This is a genomic window from Bacillota bacterium (assembly GCA_013177945.1).
In the GTDB taxonomy this organism is placed as follows: domain Bacteria; phylum Bacillota; class DSM-12270; order Thermacetogeniales; family Thermacetogeniaceae; genus Ch130.
In genome coordinates, this window is record JABLXW010000016.1 from 36,812 (window position 1) to 55,129 (window position 18,318).

Annotated in this window: 18 protein-coding genes; 13 read left to right on the forward strand and 5 right to left on the reverse strand. The window is 61.5% G+C overall.

Going from position 1 to position 18,318, the window contains the following annotated elements; all coding sequences use genetic code 11:
• Nucleotides 1-194 precede the first annotated feature (194 nt).
• From HPY58_11020 to rmuC, 8 genes are all read left to right on the forward strand, one after another.
• A complete protein-coding gene (locus HPY58_11020; protein NPV30157.1) occupies nt 195-1,238 on the forward strand; it encodes an N-acetyl-gamma-glutamyl-phosphate reductase in 1,044 nt (347 codons plus the stop codon).
• A 22-nt stretch (nt 1,239-1,260) separates the two neighbouring features.
• Entirely contained in the window at nt 1,261-2,484 is a 1,224-nt protein-coding gene (gene argJ, locus HPY58_11025) for a bifunctional glutamate N-acetyltransferase/amino-acid acetyltransferase ArgJ (protein ID NPV30158.1), read from the forward strand.
• A 46-nt stretch (nt 2,485-2,530) separates the two neighbouring features.
• The gene (gene argB / locus HPY58_11030; protein ID NPV30159.1) at nt 2,531-3,412 is read left to right on the forward strand and encodes an acetylglutamate kinase; all 882 of its coding nucleotides are present in this window, start codon (nt 2,531-2,533) and stop codon (nt 3,410-3,412) included.
• Nucleotides 3,413-3,443: 31 nt separating this feature from the next.
• Nucleotides 3,444-4,673 (forward strand): acetylornithine transaminase, encoded by a 1,230-nt coding sequence (locus HPY58_11035; GenBank protein NPV30160.1) that lies wholly within the window; start codon nt 3,444-3,446, stop codon nt 4,671-4,673.
• A 63-nt stretch (nt 4,674-4,736) separates the two neighbouring features.
• The gene (gene argF, locus HPY58_11040; GenBank protein ID NPV30161.1) at nt 4,737-5,684 is read left to right on the forward strand and encodes an ornithine carbamoyltransferase; all 948 of its coding nucleotides are present in this window, start codon (nt 4,737-4,739) and stop codon (nt 5,682-5,684) included.
• Between the two features lie 16 nt (nt 5,685-5,700).
• The gene (locus HPY58_11045; GenBank protein NPV30162.1) at nt 5,701-6,915 is read left to right on the forward strand and encodes an argininosuccinate synthase; all 1,215 of its coding nucleotides are present in this window, start codon (nt 5,701-5,703) and stop codon (nt 6,913-6,915) included.
• Nucleotides 6,916-6,995: 80 nt separating this feature from the next.
• Nucleotides 6,996-8,387, forward strand: a complete 1,392-nt coding sequence (argH, locus tag HPY58_11050) for an argininosuccinate lyase (GenBank protein NPV30163.1) — start codon at nt 6,996-6,998, stop codon at nt 8,385-8,387.
• A gap of 121 nt (nt 8,388-8,508) precedes the next feature.
• Nucleotides 8,509-9,870: a DNA recombination protein RmuC gene (gene rmuC / locus HPY58_11055; GenBank protein ID NPV30164.1), complete on the forward strand. Its 1,362-nt coding sequence runs from the start codon at nt 8,509-8,511 to the stop codon at nt 9,868-9,870.
• A 216-nt stretch (nt 9,871-10,086) separates the two neighbouring features.
• Here rmuC and HPY58_11060 read toward each other — a convergent pair whose 3' ends face one another.
• On the reverse strand, nt 10,087-10,395 hold the full coding sequence (locus tag HPY58_11060; protein ID NPV30165.1) for a carboxymuconolactone decarboxylase family protein: 309 nt from the start codon (nt 10,393-10,395) through the stop codon (nt 10,087-10,089).
• 24 nt (nt 10,396-10,419) lie between these two features.
• Nucleotides 10,420-10,575 (reverse strand): hypothetical protein, encoded by a 156-nt coding sequence (locus tag HPY58_11065; protein ID NPV30166.1) that lies wholly within the window; start codon nt 10,573-10,575, stop codon nt 10,420-10,422.
• 106 nt (nt 10,576-10,681) lie between these two features.
• On the opposite strand from HPY58_11065, the gene HPY58_11070 reads away from it, so the two are divergent.
• The 4 genes from HPY58_11070 to mqnC all read left to right on the forward strand — a co-directional run bounded on the left by HPY58_11070 (nt 10,682) and on the right by mqnC (nt 14,827).
• Complete coding sequence (locus tag HPY58_11070) at nt 10,682-11,659, forward strand: MTAP family purine nucleoside phosphorylase (protein NPV30167.1); 978 nt, start codon at nt 10,682-10,684, stop codon at nt 11,657-11,659.
• 71 nt (nt 11,660-11,730) lie between these two features.
• Nucleotides 11,731-12,897, forward strand: coding sequence for an aminofutalosine synthase MqnE (mqnE, locus tag HPY58_11075; GenBank protein ID NPV30168.1), 1,167 nt, complete (start codon nt 11,731-11,733; stop codon nt 12,895-12,897).
• 15 nt (nt 12,898-12,912) lie between these two features.
• The gene (locus tag HPY58_11080) at nt 12,913-13,818 is read left to right on the forward strand and encodes a menaquinone biosynthesis protein (protein NPV30169.1); all 906 of its coding nucleotides are present in this window, start codon (nt 12,913-12,915) and stop codon (nt 13,816-13,818) included.
• Nucleotides 13,751-14,827, forward strand: coding sequence for a dehypoxanthine futalosine cyclase (mqnC, locus tag HPY58_11085; protein NPV30170.1), 1,077 nt, complete (start codon nt 13,751-13,753; stop codon nt 14,825-14,827). Before HPY58_11080 ends, mqnC begins: the two co-directional genes overlap by 68 nt.
• Nucleotides 14,828-14,853: 26 nt before the next feature.
• Here the strand turns inward: mqnC and HPY58_11090 are convergent, their stop codons facing one another.
• Nucleotides 14,854-15,021: a hypothetical protein gene (locus tag HPY58_11090; GenBank protein ID NPV30171.1), complete on the reverse strand. Its 168-nt coding sequence runs from the start codon at nt 15,019-15,021 to the stop codon at nt 14,854-14,856.
• Nucleotides 15,022-15,255: 234 nt separating this feature from the next.
• Here HPY58_11090 and HPY58_11095 point away from each other — a divergent pair, with 234 nt between their 5' ends.
• Entirely contained in the window at nt 15,256-16,173 is a 918-nt protein-coding gene (locus HPY58_11095; GenBank protein ID NPV30172.1) for a class I SAM-dependent methyltransferase, read from the forward strand.
• Nucleotides 16,174-16,322: 149 nt separating this feature from the next.
• Here HPY58_11095 and HPY58_11100 read toward each other — a convergent pair whose 3' ends face one another.
• On the reverse strand, nt 16,323-16,952 hold the full coding sequence (locus HPY58_11100) for a superoxide dismutase (protein ID NPV30173.1): 630 nt from the start codon (nt 16,950-16,952) through the stop codon (nt 16,323-16,325).
• Nucleotides 16,953-17,010: 58 nt separating this feature from the next.
• A complete protein-coding gene (locus HPY58_11105; GenBank protein ID NPV30174.1) occupies nt 17,011-18,159 on the reverse strand; it encodes a glycosyltransferase in 1,149 nt (382 codons plus the stop codon).
• Between the last annotated feature and the right edge of the window lie 159 nt (nt 18,160-18,318).

Sequence of the window (18,318 nt, forward strand, 5' to 3'; positions counted from 1 at the left end):
TCTTATTCTTTTTGATTTTTTGTGGCATGTCTTTTATTTTTTGTGTTCATCCAGGCTGAGACGAAATTTTCTATTGTATTTTTATGCGTTGATGTGTATAATCATAAGGTGCAGATCATATCCTGTTCCAGGGCAACCTTAAGGCAGGCCGCGGGCTTGCTGCCGCAAAAAAACTTTTAAGGAGAGAGAGGAAGATGGATTTCAGGGTTGGGATTGTGGGTGCGACCGGATATGTGGGGGAAGAGCTGATCCGGATCCTGTGCCAGCACCCTCAGGTTACGGGAATTGCTGCTGTTTCCCGGGATTTCCCCGGTTCTTCTCTTGATCGGGTTTTTCCCCATTTGAGGGGCCACGTTGACCTGGAAATTATGGATTTTGAAGAAATTCCAGCACTCATAGACTTTTCGGATCTCGTCTTTATTGCCCTGCCGCATGGGCTTTCGGCGCCGATCGTCCGGCAGGCCCTCGGCAGGGGAAAGCGGGTTGTCGATCTGGCGGCTGACTTCCGGCTTCCCGATCCCTCCCTCTACGAAGCCTGGTATCAGATGCCCCACGGAGCGCCGGAGCTTTTGCGGGAGGCCGTTTACGGCCTGCCCGAGCTTTTCCGTTCGGCGGTTTGTGCAGCACGCCTGGTGGCCAATCCCGGCTGCTACCCCACCAGCGCCCTTCTTGCCCTCGCGCCCCTTCTGAAGCACGGCCTGGTAGATCAGACCTCTCTTATTGTCGATGCCAAATCGGGGGTTTCGGGGGCCGGGCGGACCCTTGCCTTGAGCAGCCACTTTTCCGAGTGCAACGAAAACCTCCGGGCCTACGCGGTTGCCACCCACCGGCACACCCCGGAGATCGTTTGCTATGCTTCGATTCTGGCAGGAGGAAAGGTGGAGGTCACCTTTACCCCCCATTTGGTCCCCATGACGCGGGGGATTTTGAGCACCGTTTACGCCACCCTCCTGCGGCCCCTCGACACCTCCTCCCTGTGCCAGATCTTCCGGGAGTTTTACGCCGGAGAGGCCTTTGTCCAGATTACCGGGGAGGGGGAGTGGCCGCAGACGAAGTGGGTGCAGGGGACGAACAGGTGCTTCCTCGGCCTCACCGTAAACGGAGGGAGGCGGGTGATCGTGGTTTCGGTGATCGACAACCTGGTGAAAGGCGCCGCGGGGCAGGCAGTGCAGAACATGAACCTGATGTTTGGTTTCCCGGAAACGGCGGGGCTGGCTGTTCCCGGCCTCTATCCCTGATTGCGAGGAGGTTTAGCCCGGAATGATTGGAGAGACAACGAGGTGGGAGGTTTTACCCGGGGGCGTGACGGCCCCTCAAGGATTTCTGGCCGCCGGGGTTGGGGCTCAGATCCGGAAGAAGGGGCGGCGCGACCTGGCCTTGATCTATTCCCGGGTGCCGGCTGCGGCGGCGGCCCTTTACACCCAGAACCGGGTGAAGGCAGCTCCGGTTCTGGTGAGCAGGGAGCACCTGGCCGGGGGAGCTGCCCAGGCGATTGTTGTAAACAGCGGGATCGCCAATGCCTGCACGGGGCCCCGGGGGTATGCCGATGCCCGGCGCATGGCCGCTTTGACCGGGGAGGTGCTGGGTATTTCCCCGGAGCTTGTTGTAGTGGCCTCCACCGGAGTGATCGGAGTCCCTCTCCCGATGGAGAAGATCGAGAGGGGGATCCGGGAGGCGGCTTTGAACCTTTCCCGCGCCGGGGGGAGCGCCGCCGCCGAGGCGATCATGACCACAGATACCTGCCCCAAGGAGTATGCTGTGAAGTTCTGCCTTGGGGGGAGGGAGGTCGTGCTCGGGGGGATTGCGAAGGGCTCCGGCATGATCCACCCGAATCTCGCTACAATGCTTTCCTTTTTAACAACAGATGCGGCTGTTGCACCGGAGGCGCTGGCCGCTGCTCTGCGCTGGGCCGGGGCGCGATCCTTCAACGCCGTCACCGTAGACGGAGATACGAGCACCAATGACATGGTTGTTCTGCTGGCCAACGGCCTGGCCGGAAACGATCTCCTGACCGGTGGAGAAGCCGATTATTTCCTCTTCCGGGAGGCGCTGCTTGCGGTCTGCAGGGAGCTGGCGAAGATGATCGCGCGCGACGGGGAAGGGGCAACCAAGTTTCTCGAGATCCGGGTGAGAGGGGCAGAGAAGGAAGAGGAGGCCCGGCTGATTGCCCGGGCCGTGGCCGGGTCAAATCTGGTGAAGGCGGCCATCTTCGGGGAGGATGCCAACTGGGGCCGGATCATCACCGCAGCCGGAAATGCGGGGGTTCCTTTTGATCCGGAACAGGTGGATATTTACCTGGGGGACCTCCAGGTGGCGGAAAAGGGAGCGGGCCTGGAATTCGATGAGGATGAGGCGCGCGCCATTCTGGAGGCGCGGGAGGTTGTCATCACTCTCGACCTGAACCAGGGAACGGCGCAGGGCGTGGCCTGGGGCTGCGATCTCTCTTACGACTACGTCCGGATTAATGCCCATTACCGGACCTAGTCTGGATTTCAACAAACAGGACCTCAAGGGGGAGGAGAACGCGTTGATTTTGACTCCGCAGGAAAAGGCCTCGATCCTTGTGGAGGCGCTGCCGTACATCAGGAAGTTTGCCGGCCAGACCGTTGTCATCAAGTACGGCGGAAGGGTGATGCTGAGCGAGGTGCTGAAGCAGGGGGTGATTACCGACTGCATATTGCTGAAGCTGGTCGGAATTCACCCGGTCCTGGTGCACGGGGGAGGCTCGGCCATTGACGCCATGCTCCGGCGCCTGGGCAAGGAGTGGAACTTCGTGCGGGGCCAGCGGGTGACCGATGAGGAAACAATGGAAATCGTCGAAATGGTACTGGTCGGGAAGGTGAACAAGGAGATTGTGGCCCTCATCAACAAGCTGGGCGGAAAAGGGATCGGGCTCTCCGGAAAAGACGGGAATCTTCTGGAGGCCCGGAAGAAGGTTCTGGCCGGGGCGCCGGGGGAGGAGCCCGTTGATTTGGGATATGTGGGGGAAATCACCCGGGTGAATCCCGAGATCATCGAAACTGTGAAGAGCGAGGGGTATATCCCGGTGGTGGCCCCCATTGGGGTAGGAGAAAACGGGGAGAGTTACAACATCAATGCCGACTACGTTGCTGGAGAACTGGCGGCGGCCCTGGGCGCGAACAAACTGGTGCTCCTCACCGATGTAGAGGGGATTCTGGCCGACCGGGCGGACCCGAAAAGCCTCCTTTCCGTCGTCAGGGTGAGCGAGGTTCCGGAGCTGATCAAACGGGGTGTAATTGCGGGAGGAATGATTCCTAAAGTTGAGTGCTGCGTCCAGGCGCTCCAGAAAGGGGTCGGCCGCACCCACATCATCGACGGGCGGATTCTCCACTCCATCCTGCTGGAGGTTTTTACCGACGAAGGAGTGGGGACGATGGTGGTGAGGGAATAGCGGTGAAAGCATCGAGGGGGGAAGGAGGAAAATGGCGCAGGAAGTGGTGGAGCTTGGCCGGCGGTATCTCATGGAAACATATGCCCGGCTCCCCCTCGTCCTTGTGAAGGGTGAAGGGGCGCGGGTCTGGGACGCGGAAGGGAAATGTTATCTCGATTTTGTGGGCGGGCTGGCGGTTAATTCTGTCGGCCACTGCCACCCGCAGGTTGTTGCGGCGATAAAGGAGCAGGCGGGGCGGCTGCTTCACTGCTCCAATTTGTACTGGTTTCGCCCCACTGTGGATCTTGCCCGGGAGCTTGCGGATTTGAGCGGCCTGGACCGGGTCTTTTTCTGCAACAGCGGAGCCGAGGCGAACGAGGCGGCGATCAAGCTCGTGCGAAAGTTCGGTCACCTGCAGGGAAAGGAGCGCCCCGAAATCATCTCCTTTACCGGATCCTTTCACGGGAGGACGCTGGGGGCTTTGGCGGCTACGGGCCAGGAAAAGTTCTGGGAGGGTTTTGCTCCCCTCCCGCCGGGCTTCCGCCACCTTCCCTTCAACGACCCGCGGGCGCTCCAGAATGCCGTGAATTCCCAGACCGTTGCGGTCTTTGTGGAGCCGGTCCAGGGGGAGGGAGGGGTTCACGTTGCCAGTCCGGAGTTTATGGAGAGCCTGGCGGAGGCCCGGGGGCGCCGCGGGGTGCTCCTGGTTTTCGACGAGGTCCAGTGCGGCCTGGGCCGGACGGGAAAGATGTTTGCCTTCGAGCACTACGGGGTCCGGCCGGACGTCCTGGTGCTCGCCAAGGCGCTGGGGGGCGGTTTGCCCATCGGGGCCGTCCTGGCGCGGGAGGAGGTGGCGGCCGCCTTCCGGCCGGGGAGCCACGGCTCCACCTTTGGGGGAAACCCCGTCGCCTGCGCCGCGGCGCGGGCCGTTTTGAGCGTCCTGAGGGAGGAGGGTCTGGTTGCCAATGCAGAGCGGGTGGGGAGCTACTTCAAGGCCCGGCTTGAAGAACTTGCCCGGCGTTTTTCCTTGATCCGGGAGGTGCGCGGGCTCGGTCTGATGCTGGGGATGGAGCTGGACCGGCCGGGGCAGGGGCTGGTGGCCCGCTGCCAGGAGCGGGGCCTCCTGGTCAACTGTACGGCGGAGCGTGTCATCCGCTTCTTGCCCCCGCTTTCCATCGGGAAGGAAGAGGTTGACGAAGCGGTGGCTGTCCTGGAGGAGGCCCTCGCGGAATTTGGCGGGGAAAAGTTGACGGGAGAGGAAGGAGAATGTCACAGGTTGTGAGCGCCTGCAACCGGGAGCGCTCTTGCCTTTTTAAAAAATCAAAGTGAGAAGGGGAGAGGAAAAATGGCTGCCGCTTACCTGGACACAAGGTTGAAAGGGCGGGACTTTTTGACCATCACTGATTTCAGCAGCGAGGAGATCAGGCTCTTTCTCGACGCCGCCCATGAACTGAAAAAGGAGCTGAAGGGAGGGATTCCCCATCCCGTTCTGAAGGGAAAGGCGCTGGGGATGATCTTCCACAAGCCCTCCACCCGGACGCGTGTCTCCTTCGAGGTGGGGATGTACCAGCTGGGGGGCTACCCTCTGTTTTTGAGCGCCCAGGAGCTTCAGCTCCGCCGGGGGGAGTCCATCGGGGACACCGCCCGCACCCTTTCCCGCTACCTGGACGGGATCATGATCCGCACCTTTGCCCAGGCGGATGTTGAGGAGCTGGCCCGCTATGCTTCCATCCCGGTGATCAACGGCCTGACCGACCTGGTGCACCCCACCCAGGCCCTGGCAGACATCATGACCGTCGAGGAGCACAAAGGGAGGCTGCAGGGGCTGAAGCTTGCCTTCATCGGGGACGGGAACAACGTGGCCCACTCCCTGCTCCAGATCTGCGCGAAGGTTGGAATCAACATGGTGGTTGCCTGCCCGCCCGGGTACGAACCAAACCCCGAGATCGTGGCAGGGGCTCTTGCAGATGCCGCAGAGACCGGGGCCGCCCTCGAAATCATGGAGGACCCCGTTGCTGCCGTCCGGGGGGCAGATGTGGTTTACACCGACATCTGGGCGAGCATGGGGCAGGAGGCGGAGCAGGAGGAGCGCAAAAAGGTTTTTGCCCGCTATCAGGTGAACAGCGAACTGCTCCGGCACGCCGCCCCGGATGTGATCGTGCTCCACTGCCTCCCTGCCCACCGGGGTGAGGAGATTACCGATGAGGTGATGGACGGCCCCCATTCTGTGGTCTTTGATGAGGCGGAGAACCGCCTCCACATGCACAAGGCGATCATGGCCCTGCTGATGTAAAAAAGGAGGAAGAGCGGTGGAAGTAAAAAAAGTTGTGCTGGCCTATTCCGGCGGTCTTGATACATCGGTGGCGATCCCCTGGCTCAAGGAAAACTTCGGGTGCGAGGTCATCTGCTTTGCGGCCGACCTGGGGCAGGAGGAGGAGCTTGAAGGCCTTGAGGAGCGGGCGCTCCGGGCCGGAGCCAGCAAGGTTTACATCAAAGATTTAAAGCGGGAGTTTGTGGAGGACTTCATCTTCCCCACTTTGAAGGCGGGCGCCCTTTACGAAGGGAAGTATCTGCTGGGGACCTCCTTTGCCCGCCCTCTGATCGCCAGGCACCTGGTGGAGATCGCCGGGGAGGAGGGAGCCGACGCTGTTGCCCACGGGGCGACGGGAAAGGGAAACGACCAGGTGCGCTTCGAGGTCGCGGTCCAGGCCCTGAACCCGGATCTCAAGGTGATCGCCCCCTGGCGCCTCTGGGAGATTAAGTCCCGGGAGGATGCCATCGCCTATGCCGCAGCGCGGGGGATCGAGGTGCCTGTAGCCAGGGAGCGGCCCTACAGCATGGACCGGAACATCTGGCACCTGAGCCACGAAGGGGCAGACCTGGAGGATCCCGCCCAGGAGCCCCCCGGTGATCTCTATTTACTGATCACACCTCCGGAGCAGGCCCCCGACCGGCCCACCTATGTGGAGATCGGGTTTGTCCAGGGGGTGCCCCGCACCCTCAACGGAAAAGAGTACGACCCGGTATCCCTTGTCCAGACCCTGAACAAGATCGCGGGAGAGAACGGGGTGGGCATCATCGACCTTGTGGAAAACCGCCTGGTGGGGATGAAGTCCCGGGGCGTCTACGAGTGCCCCGGGGGGACGGTTTTGTTCCTCGCCCACCGGGAGCTGGAGCACCTCACCCTCGACCGGAACACCATGCATTTTAAGGAACTTGTTGCCCTGCGCTACGCAGAGCTGGTCTACGATGGGCTCTGGTATTCCCCCCTGCGGGAGGCTTTGAGCGCCTTTGTTGACGAAACCCAGAAAACCGTCACCGGGACGGTGCGGATGAAGCTTTACAAGGGAAACTGCACCCCTGCGGGAGCGCGTTCTCCCTATTCCCTCTACCACGAGGGGTTCGCCACCTTCGGCCACTTTGAGCTTTACGACCACAAGGACGCCCAGGGGTTCATCAATTTGTTCGGCCTCCCCCTGAAGGTCCGCGCCCTGATGCGCCAAAGGGCTGGCTCGCCTTTATGAGAGGGGCGCCGGGTGCTTGAGCGCGCCCGGCCCCGGCAGCTGCAAAACTCGCTCAATACAATAAAAGAGGAGGGAGCAACTTGAAGCTCTGGGGAGGCCGTTTCCGGAAGGATCCGGCGCCGGAGGCGGCAGGCTTTCTTAATTCCCTTTCCTTTGATTTCCGCCTCTTCAGGCAGGACATCGAGGGGTCCATTGCCCACGCCCGGATGCTGGGGCGCCAGGGGATCATCGGCCCGGAGGAGGCGGAGCTGCTGGTCAGGGGCCTGGAGGAGATCCGGGAGGAGCTGGAGGAGGGAAGGCTGGCCTGCGACCCGGAGGCAGAGGATGTCCACTCCTTCATCGAGGCGCGCCTTGTGGAGAAGGTGGGGGAGGTTGGGAAGAAGCTGCACACCGCCCGCAGCAGGAACGACCAGGTGGCAGCCGACCTGCGCCTTTACCTGAAGGAAGAGATCCGGGCGCTGGGGGGGCTGGTGCTGGACCTGATCGGAGCCCTGGCAAGGCGCGCCCGGGAGACCGGAGAGGTGATCATGCCCGGCTACACGCACCTCCAGCGCGCCCAGCCGGTCACCTTCGCCCACCACCTCCTGGCCTACTGCGAAATGCTGCGGAGGGACTACGACCGCCTGCGGGACTGCTTCAGGAGGGTGGATGTCTGCCCCCTTGGGGCAGGCGCCCTCGCCGGGACGACCTTTCCGGTGGACCGGGAATTCGTAGCGCGGGAGCTGGGGTTCAAAAAGATTGCCGCCAACAGCCTGGACGCCGTGGCGGACCGGGACTTTGTGGCGGAGTTCATCTTCGTTTGCTCCCTCCTGATGATGCACCTGAGCCGGTTCTCCGAAGAGCTGGTCCTCTGGTCGAGCAGCGAGTTCGGCTTCATCGAGCTGGATGATGCCTGCACAACGGGGAGCAGCATCATGCCCCAGAAGAAGAACCCCGATGTGGCGGAGCTGGTGCGGGGGAAGACGGGTCGGGTCTACGGGCACCTCGTGGCGCTTCTCACCGTCCTCAAGGGGCTCCCCCTCGCCTACAACAAGGACCTCCAGGAAGACAAGGAGGCCCTTTTCGACACCGTTGACACCGTCAAAAGCTGTGTGGGCATCTTCATCCTCCTGGTTGAGACCCTGAGTTTAAACGAGGCGCGGATGCTCTCTGCCGCCGGGGAGGGCTTTACGAACGCCACCGATCTGGCCGATTACCTGGTGCGCCGGGGGGTGCCTTTCCGGGAGGCCCATACCGTTGTGGGGAAGGTGGTGCTGCACTGCCTTGCGGCAGGAAAGCGGCTGGAGGATCTTTCCCTCGAGGAGTACCGCGCCTTTTCCCCGGCCTTCGATTCTGATCTCTACGAATTTCTGGAGATCCGGGCCTGTGTGGCAAGGCGCGCTCTGCCCGGGGGCCCCGCGCCTGCCGCCGTTGCCCGCGCCCTGGCAGAACTCACGCAGTGGCTGGAGGAGATGCGCGCCCTCCCCTTTTAAAATTTTCGCCTTGACTGCTGCAGCGGCGAGGGCGGGGTTCCTGTCGGCCTCCCCAAACGGCTGCAGGGAGGCATGCCGGAACAAGGTGCCTTGAAATTTTTGGAGAAGGGGGAAATGCCCCATGGAAGTCCTCATTGCCCTGTTCGCCTTTGCTGCAGGTTGCCTGGTTGCCTGGGCGGCGGCTGCTTCCCGCGCCCGGGCCCTCGAGGGTGTTGTGGCTGAAATAAAGCAGCAGCTGGTGCAGCGGGAGGAGGAGCTGCGCCAGAGCCGGGCTGAGCTCGACACCGAAAGAGCCGCCCGGGTAAGGGCGGAAACCCTGCTGGCAGAGGCGGAGAAGAATGCAGCCGAGCAGAGAAAAATGCTTGACGAAGCGACCCGGAAGCTGAGCGACACCTTCCAGAGCCTGGCGGGCGAGGCCCTCAGGAGCAACAACCAGGCGTTTCTCGATCTGGCCCGGCAGACCCTGGAGGCCTTTCTTGCAGAGGCCAGAGGGGACCTGGGGAAGCGGCAGCAGGCCATTGAGGGCATCGTTGCGCCTTTAAAAGAGGCGCTGGCCCGGTACGACAGAGAAATCCAGGAAATCGAAAGGGCGCGGCGGGAGGCATATGGGAGCCTCAGCAGGCACCTCCAGGAGCTGAGCCAGGTCCAGCAGCAGCTGCAGGGCGAAACCAGGAAGCTTGTCGCGGCGCTGAGGGCCCCCCGGGTCAGGGGCCGCTGGGGGGAGATCACCCTGCAGCGGGTCGTTGAGATGGCGGGGATGTCACCTTTTTGCGATTTCATCAGCCAGCCGACGGTTGATTCCGGTGAGGGCCGGCGGCGCCCCGACCTGATCGTGAACCTCCCCAACGGGCGCGCCATTGTTGTGGATGCCAAAACGCCCCTCGATGCCTACCTGGACGCCGTGGAGGCAGAAAATGAGGAAGCGCGCAAGACTGCCTTGTTGCGCCATGCCCAGGCAGTCCGGAGCCACATGGTCAGCCTGGGCGCGAAGGAGTACCAGAGCCAGTTCAAATTCAGCATCGATTTTGTGGTGCTCTTCCTGCCGGGCGAGCCTTTCTTCGGCGCAGCAGTCGAGCAGGATCCGGCCCTCATTGAAGACGCGCTCAACAGGCACGTCCTGCTGGCCACACCCATCACCCTGGTGGCCCTCCTCAAGGCGGTGGCGTACGGCTGGCAGCAGCGCCAGGCGGCGGAAAACGCGGAAAGGGTTATCGAGGCGGGCAGGCAGCTTTTCGAGCGGATCTGCGTCTTTGCCGAGCACCTGGCAGGGGTCCGCAAGGGGCTCCTGGGGGCGGTAAACTCCTACAACGAAGCTGTTGGCTCCTGGCAGAGCCGCCTGGTTCCTGGAGCGCGCCGCCTCAAAGAACTGGGTGCTGCACCGGCGCGGCGGGAGCTGGAGGATCTGGAGGAGGTGGAAGTGGCCCCGCGGGAGGTGGCCAGCGCTGCTTCCCCGGAGGCGTCAACACCTGAGTTTATCAGATGACCTTGCTCAAACCCGCACAAAACCTGAAGGTGGACATAGTCAAAACAGATAAAGTACATTGGAGTTAGATAGAGTTGCTTCATCGCGTAGGACATTGAGTATTAGGGAAGGATTATTTTTTGATGCCTGGACAGGCGTATTTTTTCAAGTGGCACTTTCATTCCCTCTTCACCGACAAAAGCCCGGGTTGTTGGGAACCCGGGCTCGGAATTTCCGTCAGCTCTGCTGGGGAAAGGCGTTGTTGCTGGTGGCGAGGGTCTTCATTCCTGAGACGTAGTAGGCGATGCGCAGGACCTCGTTGATTTCCTGATCTGTTGCTCCCAGCTCGCGGGCGCGGTTTGCAAGCGCCATTACACCGCGCTCGGAGCCGATATAGGCATCCAGGGCCAGGGCGATAAAGGTTTTTGTCTTTGCATCCAGGGCCCCAGGGGTCATGGCCAGCTCGATGATTTTGACAACCGCCTCGTACAGTTCCGGGTCGCGCTTTTCAATCTGCTGGACAAAGGGCGGGGGTACCGGTTTCACCTGCTTCACCTCCTCCAATGGGTATCAATTGAATTTATGCTTATACTTCTTCTCCTTTCGTTCTTCTATTCCTGCCGTCAGGGCGGAAAAACCGAACTCCTTCCCGCTTGCCGGGTGGACCTTCCCCCCGAGCCTCCCCCGGAGCCAAATAATTTTTCCGGAAAAAAAAGTTAGCTCCACCTTTCGACCGGGTTCAGGCAAAACGGTTGATGAAAATGTTTGAAGGAAAAAAGCTTGGGAACGGCGAAACATTTAAAAAATTAAAATGGATGCAGGGGAGTAAAGAATGCAGCAGGACCGGAACGCAGGTGGCGTCGGAGCCGGGGATGCGGGAAGAGAAAAGCCCTGTCCTTATCCGGGCGGGATAGAAGGGGAACAGGAGCAAACAGGCGGCAGGGAAAGAGGATTCCTGCAGGCAGATCTGGCCTTCATCGGGGGTTCGGGAACCTTTGCCCTTGATTTCCCCGAAGACCTGGAATTTTCCGGGGTTCGCGTGCTGGCCCGCGGCCTGGTGGTAGAGACTCCCTTTGGCCCGAGCCCGGCCCTGAAGCTGTTTTCCCTCCCCACCAGCCCGCCGCGCCTTGTAATAACGGCAAAAATGCACGGGCGGCTGCCCGGGGTTTCCTGGGGCGATGCCTCCCGGCGTTTGTTTTGGGTTTTCAGGGAGGCCGGTGTGAAGAAAATCGTTGCAGAGGGCGGGGTGGGGAGCGTGAACCCCCTGCTGGATCCCCTCGACCTGGTGATCCCCACGGACTATCTTGACTTTTCCCTGCGCCGGGACGTCAGCCTGGGGGAGGATTTTCTCTGCATCATGCGCCAGCCCATCTGTCCCCTGATCCACCGCGCCCTGGCGGAAGCGGCGCGGGATTGGACCCCGGGCCGGGTCTTCCCCCGCGGCACCTATGTGGCAACCGAGGGGCGCCACTTTGAAAGCCCTGCAGAAGTGGCGATGTTCCGCCAGTGGGGAGGGGACGTGGTCGGGCAGACCCTCTGCCCCGAGGTCTACCTTGCCCGGGAGATCGGGGCCTGTTATGCCGGTGCCTACCTGGTGGTGAACTACGGTGAGGGGGTTGTGAAGCCCTGGGACTACGGGCTTTTGAAAGACATCTTTTTTAACCAGGCGGCTCCCTTCGGAAATCTCCTGCTGCGCGCTTTGATGGAGGTTCCTTTAGCTCTTTCCTGCGGCTGTGCCGGACTCCGGAAGCCCACCTTGCTGCGCGGGGAGAACATCGGACGAGCACTTGAGAAAACGGGGGACCGGTGAAGAGGGGAGTCATTGGAAAAAGGGAACAGGAGTTTTGGCGAGAGGATGGGTGAAGGGGAGAAATGAGGAGGATGGGTTGTTTCCGCGAGGTTTTTCCGGGACGGGGGCCGGAAAGTTTCAGGGAGGACGGAGGCAATGCAGCCTTAAAGGCAATTCTGGAGGGGCCGCTGGGTGATCTTGCGGAAAAGGTGCTCGAGGGGCGCCGCCTTGACCGGGCGGACGGCATCCGCCTGGGGGAGTCCAACGACCTCCTGGCCCTTGGGTTTTTGGCCGATTACGCCAGGCGCTGCCGGGTGGGGGATGAGGTGTATTTCATCAACAACGTCCACCTCAACCACACCAACATCTGCCGCAACCTCTGCCTTTTCTGTGCCTTTGGCCGCACGGCAGACGCCCCTGGAGCCTACACCTTGACCATTGAAGAGATTGCCGCAAAAATGGAAAAGGTGAAGGCCTGCCGCCCAACGGAGGTCCACATTGTGGGCGGCTTGAATCCGGCCCTCCCCTTTGCTTACTACGAAGAAGTGCTGGCGACGGTCCGGAGAATCCTGCCGGAGGCCCACATCCAGGCCTTTGATGCCGTTGAAATCGATTTCCTGAGCGAAATTTCCGGCCTGAGCGTTGAGGAGGTGCTGCTCCGGCTCCGGGAGGCCGGCCTGGGCTCCCTACCCGGCGGGGGCGCGGAGATCTTCAACCCCGAGATCCGCCGGCGGATCTGCCCCCGCAAGATCAGCGGGGAGCGCTGGCTGGAGGTGCATGCCACCGCCCACCGCCTGGGCTTCCGCACCAACGCCACCATGCTTTACGGCCACATCGAGAGCATCGCGGACAGGGTGGACCATTTGCTCCGGCTCCGGGAGCTTCAGGATGAGACCGGCGGGTTTCTGGCCTTTATTCCCCTTCCCTTCCATCCCGAAAACACCGCTTTTTCCCATCTGCCCGGAACTTCCGGCTATGACGACTTGAAAACCGTCGCCCTTGCTCGTCTCCTCCTTGACAACTTTTTCGCGATCAAGTCCTTCTGGATCATGCTTACCCCCAAGCTCGCCCAGATTACCTTGAGCTTTGGGGCGAACGACCTGGACGGAACCGTAAGAGAGGAGCGGATTGCCCATGACGCTGGCGCCGCAACCCCCCAGTACCAGCCTGCGCAGGAGTTCATTGCGATGATCCGGGAGGCGGGGCGGATCCCGGTAGAGCGGGATACCCTTTACAATGTGATCAGGCGCTACGACTGAGAGGAGATGGGTGGCGTGGGAGCACCGCGGCTCGGAAGGGTCGGTTACATTAACTGCCTCCCCATTTTTTATGCCCTGGAAAAGGGCCTGATCCAGGTTCCCGCCCGGATCGTTGCGGATCACCCGAGCCGCCTGAACAGCCTGCTGGCAGCCGGGGAGCTTGAGGTTTCGGCAGTTTCTTCGATTGCCTACGCGAGCCTCCGGGAGACCTGCGTGGTTTTGCCCGGGTTGTCCATTGCCAGCGACGGGCCGGTCTGGAGCGTGGCCCTGCTGAGCAGGGTCCCGGTGTCAAGGCTGGAGGGGCGCCGGGTTTCTCTCACCCCCTATTCCGCAACGAGCATCATCCTGCTCCAGATTCTTCTGGCGCGGTTTTACGGGATCGAGGTGGAGCTTTTCACCCGTCCTCCGGGTGTTTCCCCCTGGTGGGGGGAACCGGAGGCAACCCTGGTCATCGGAGATGAGGCGCTGAAATTTGCCTCGCCCCCGTCCTGCCCCAGGGATTGCTACATCTACGACCTGGGTGCGGAGTGGAAAAAGTTTACCGGGAAGCACATGGTCTATGCCTTGTGGGTGGCAAGACGGGAGTTTGCAGAGCAGTCTCCCGCCCTTTTGGAAGAAATCCACCGGGGCTTGCAGGCAGCCAGGCGCTGGGGGCATGAAAACCGGAGCGTGGTTGCGGAAGCGGCCAGTCGTCTTGTTGACCTTCCGGTTTCGACTTTAGTGGATTATTTCCACCACCTGAAGTACGAACTGGATGGAGATTACCTGGAGGGGCTCCACCGTTTCTATGCCTGCGCCTGGCAGTGCAGGCTCCTGGCGCAGCCGGTTCAGGTGGAGCTGTGGAGGGAAGCTGATGCAGGGGGAGTTGAGAATGGAGTCCATCATTGCCAGGGTGAGGCGCGGAGCGCGGCTGAGCCCTGAGGAGGGGCTTTTTCTGCTGGAGCGGGGAGATCTCCTTACCCTGGGCTGGCTTGCGGATGAGGTGAGGAGGGCTAAGCACCCGGAGGGAGTTGTCACCTTCGTCATTGACCGGAACATCAATTACACCAACATCTGCGTTTCCGGCTGCCGCTTTTGTGCCTTTTACCGGCCCCCGGGGCACCCCGAGGGATACCTTTTGAGCCGGGAGGAGATCTTCCAGAAGATCGAGGAGACCCTTGCCGCCGGGGGGACCCAGATCCTGATGCAGGGGGGGCTTAACCCCACCCTCAGCCTGGAGTACTTCGAGGATCTCTTTGCAGCGATCAAAGCGCGCTACCCCGTCACCCTGCACTCCCTCTCCCCTGTGGAGATCGATTACCTGGCGCGCCGGAGCGGCCTTACGCTGGAAGAGGTTATTGCCCGCCTGCGGGCCGCGGGGCTTGACTCCATTCCCGGCGGGGGTGCGGAGATCCTGGTGGACCGGGTGCGCCAGGAGATCAGCCCCCGGAAAACAAGCGCGGCCCGCTGGCTGGAGGTGATGGCCGCCGCCCACCGCCTGGGGCTGAAAACCACCGCTACAATGATGTTCGGGAGCCGGGAGACCCTTGCCGAACGCATTGCCCACCTGGAGGCCATCCGCTCCCTCCAGGATGACACCGGGGGGTTCACCGCCTTTATCCCCTGGCCGTACCAGCCCGGAAATACAGCGCTGGGGGGCGAGCCGGTGTCGGCCCGGGACTACCTGCGCACCCTTGCGGTGAGCCGCCTCTACCTGGATAATATTCCCAACATCCAGGTTTCCTGGGTGACCCAGGGGGCAAAAATCGCCCAGGTTGCCCTGGCCTTTGGCGCCAACGACTTCGGTTCCACGATGCTGGAGGAGAACGTGGTCCGGGCGACCGGGATCTGCAACAGAAGCTCGGCTCCTGAAATTGTGGCCCTCATCAGAAATGCCGGTTTCCGCCCGGCCCAGCGGGACAATTTGTACCGGATTTTGAAGCACTACTAGGCCGGTTAAAGGCCGGAGAGACGGATTTACAACGATTTCGCATCAACCCGTCTGGCGGCCGGGTTTTTTGGCGGCAAGGACAGAGAGAGAAGGACTTCAAGAATGAGGAGAATTCCGCTCAGAATGGAAAAGATTCCGCGGAGAAGCCGGGATGTGATCTGGAATGCTTCAACCTGCTGCTGATCTTCTTGCATCGATTTCTCCTCCCCCAAATTTTTTCTCTTTATCATATTCCCCTTTCTCCTTTTTGGTGCCCTCGACCGGTGCGCCCTGTCGGCTGCCTGCTCCTGGCAGGCGGAGACCGCCAAATCCCCAACAAACCCTTCCCGCCCATGGCCTCTCTTCCTGCGGTGCCGCCGCCTCAACCGGGGACAAAGGGGAAGGATGTGTTAAAATGAATGAGAGAATGCTTGAAGGGGGCGGATCAGATGAAAGCCGGTACCGTCGCGGAAAAACTGGCTGCAGCCTGGCGGGATCCTCGTTTCTGGAGCGAGGCCTGGCAGGCGGCGCGCGAAAAGTCTCTGTTTGCGCGCCAGCGCCCAGAGCGGGCCGGGACTGACTGGTGGAACAGGCGGGCGGCGCGCTTTGCCGCCCAGACTCAAGAAGGGGACATTGAGGAACGGGTCGCGAAAGTAATGCACATGCTCGGGCACAAGGATGCCCTGAAAAAAGAAGCCCGCCTTCTGGACATCGGAGCGGGCCCGGGGAATTTCGCCCTTCCCCTGGCGCGGCGGGTGCAGCAGGTGGTTGCCCTCGATCCGGCCGGGGAAATGCTGGAAATTTTAAGGCAGCGCGCTCAGGAGCAGGGGATTGCCAACGTCGAAGCCGTGAACCGGGCCTGGGAAGAGGTGGATCTGGATGCCGCCGGGTGGCAGGGTGCCTTTGACGTTGTGCTGGCGCTGATGACCCCGGCCCTGAAGGATGAGGAAAGCCTGCGGAAGATGCTGGCTGCCTGCCGGGGCGTTTTCCTCGCCGGGGGGCATCTCCGGCGGGAAGACCCGGTGCGGCAGGAGCTCTGGAGGGAGCTGGGCCTGGGCGAAATGCCGGAAATCTGCCCGGATCCCTTTTACGTTTTCCACTGGCTGTACGCTTCAGGCTTCTGCCCCGACCTGGAAGTCAGTTGCCACTGCTTCGAGCGGGAACTGCTCCCGGATGAGGCCAGAGCTGAGCTGGAGGACTTTCTCTTTCCTTACCTGGAATTGACGCCGCAGATCCGGGAGCGCGTCGGGGATTTCGTGGAGAAACGGAGCCGGAGCGGCACATTCCGCATCACCCGCTTCTTTGTGGTGGGTTGGGTCCTTTGCTCCGTAAAGCCCCAGGGCCATCCCCGGCACCACCATCACTAGCGCCGCCGGAGAATCGGAGCCGATTAAAGCGCACCTTCCTTTCAGGAGCGGAGCTTCGAAAAAGGAATCCCGGACTTCTTCCGGCAAGGGGGTTTGCCGGCCCTCCGGGCCGGTCGCGGCGGCTTCCTGCCCCAAACCCGGGTAAAGGGTTATTCGGTGGGTTGCGGGTACGACCCGCGGTAGATCTGGGAATCCGGAAGATACGGCTGGAGGCGCCGGTTCACCTCGGCCCAGTCGATGTTGCGGAAGAAGGTGTTTAAATACCCGGCCCTGTTGGTGCCGTAGTCGATGAAGTATGCATGTTCGTAAACATCAAGGACGAGGAGAGGAACCGTCCTCTGGATCCCCCCGAGATTGTGGGCGTCCAGCAGAAAGTTGCGCAGCCTCTCTTCGTCCAGGTCGAGGGCGAGGATCCCCCATCCCCGCGCGGCCAGGCCCAGGGCATAGAAATCTTCGCTCCAGGTGCGCCCGGAACCGAAGTCCCGGTCCAGAAAATAGCCGATTTCCCCGTCAGGAGGGCCGCCGCGCCCGCCCAGGTTCCCAAAGTAGAGCTCATGCAGCTTAATCCCGTTCAGGCTGTAGGTTTCTTCCAGCTTGAGCTCCCGGTACTCGCTGTAGGTTGCGTTGGCTGCCGCCCTGTCTGACCGGGGCAGTTTTCCCCGGATCTCGTTTGTTTTGTTGACATAGCCCACGTAGAGCTTGTAGTGTTCCGCGAGCTGCCTCTCCGAAAGCCCCGGCAGGGACCTGTATTTGAGAGGCCTGGGTTTGAATTCTGCCATGCCGTTCCCTCCCTGGTTCCTTTTTTACCAGGGTATGCAGCACCTGCTTCAAAGGTTTTTAACTGCACCAGAGTGCGGGGTGGTGGCTGCAGGCGGCGAGGTTTAAAATGTGCCGGGCCGCCGTGAGGGCTGCCCCGGGCCGCCCGGCCGCCCGGGCGCTTTCCCTCAGCATTTCCAGGAGGGGCGGTTCGCTCAGGAGCTGGATGAGCCTTGCTTCCAGCTGCCTGAGGTTGCGAACGGCAAGGGCGGCTCCGATTTCCGTGAGGTACCTTGTGTTTTCGGCCTCCTGGCCGGGGATGGGGCGGTAAATGAGCATGGGAAGGCCCACGGCCAGGGCTTCGGAAGTGGTCAGCCCTCCTGCCTTGGTGATCAGGAGGTCCGCTGCTGCCATGTACTCCTCCACGTTTTCCACGTAGCCTGAGACCAGGAGCGGCTTTTTCATTTTCGGAGCGAGCCTCCGGAGGCGCCGGTAGAGCCGCCGGTCCTTGCCCGTTACCGCCAGGACCTGGAGGGGGAGAGGGAGGCGGTCCAGCAGCCGGCAGATGGACGGGATTCCCCGGAGCATCCCCACTGCTCCTGCCATGATGAGAATCACGGGGACGCCGGGGTTGAGGCCGAATTTTTCGAACAGGAAGGGCCGGGAGGGGAGGCTGGCGAACTTCGGGTCGATGGGGATCCCGGTGACGGCAATTTTAGTGCCGGGCACACCCCGCCCGATCAGCCCTTCCCGGACCTGCTCCGACCCTACCAGGTAGAGGTCCGTCCAGGGGTGGATCCACTGGTTGTGGACGGCGTAGTCGGTGATCACGGTGACCAGGGGGACCCTGAGCAGTCCCTGCTTTTTCAGGCGCGAAACCGCTCCTGCGGCTACAGAGTAGGTGGCGACGATCAGGTGGGGCCGGCGCGCCTGCAGAAGGCCGAGAATTTTTTGAACTCCTAGGTAGTTGAACTTCTTTTCCCAGAGCGGATCGATTTTCAGGCGGTTCGTGGCACGGTAGAAGTACCCGTAGAGGGAAGGGGCGTTGCGGACCGATTTTGCGTAGGTGAAGGAGGTAACCCTGTTCCAGGTGGGGCTGATCAGCTCCACGAAGTCGACGATTTCTGTCTTCAGATCTTTCTGGTGAAGCAGCAGGGCTTTCGCGACGGCGCGGGCCGCCTGCCAGTGCCCTCCTCCGTAGCTGGCCGTAAAGATGAGAATGTTTAGCATTGACTCCTCCCCCTATTCGGTATTGTTTTAAGAATTTTATGCCGGCCGGCCCAATATTTTTTCTTCACTGCCGGGGGCGGAAATCGCAACTGCCGTTCCTGAAGCATGTCCCCCAAGAACAATTCAGCGTTTTGTTAATTTTTCCTCCCCCCGGGTGGA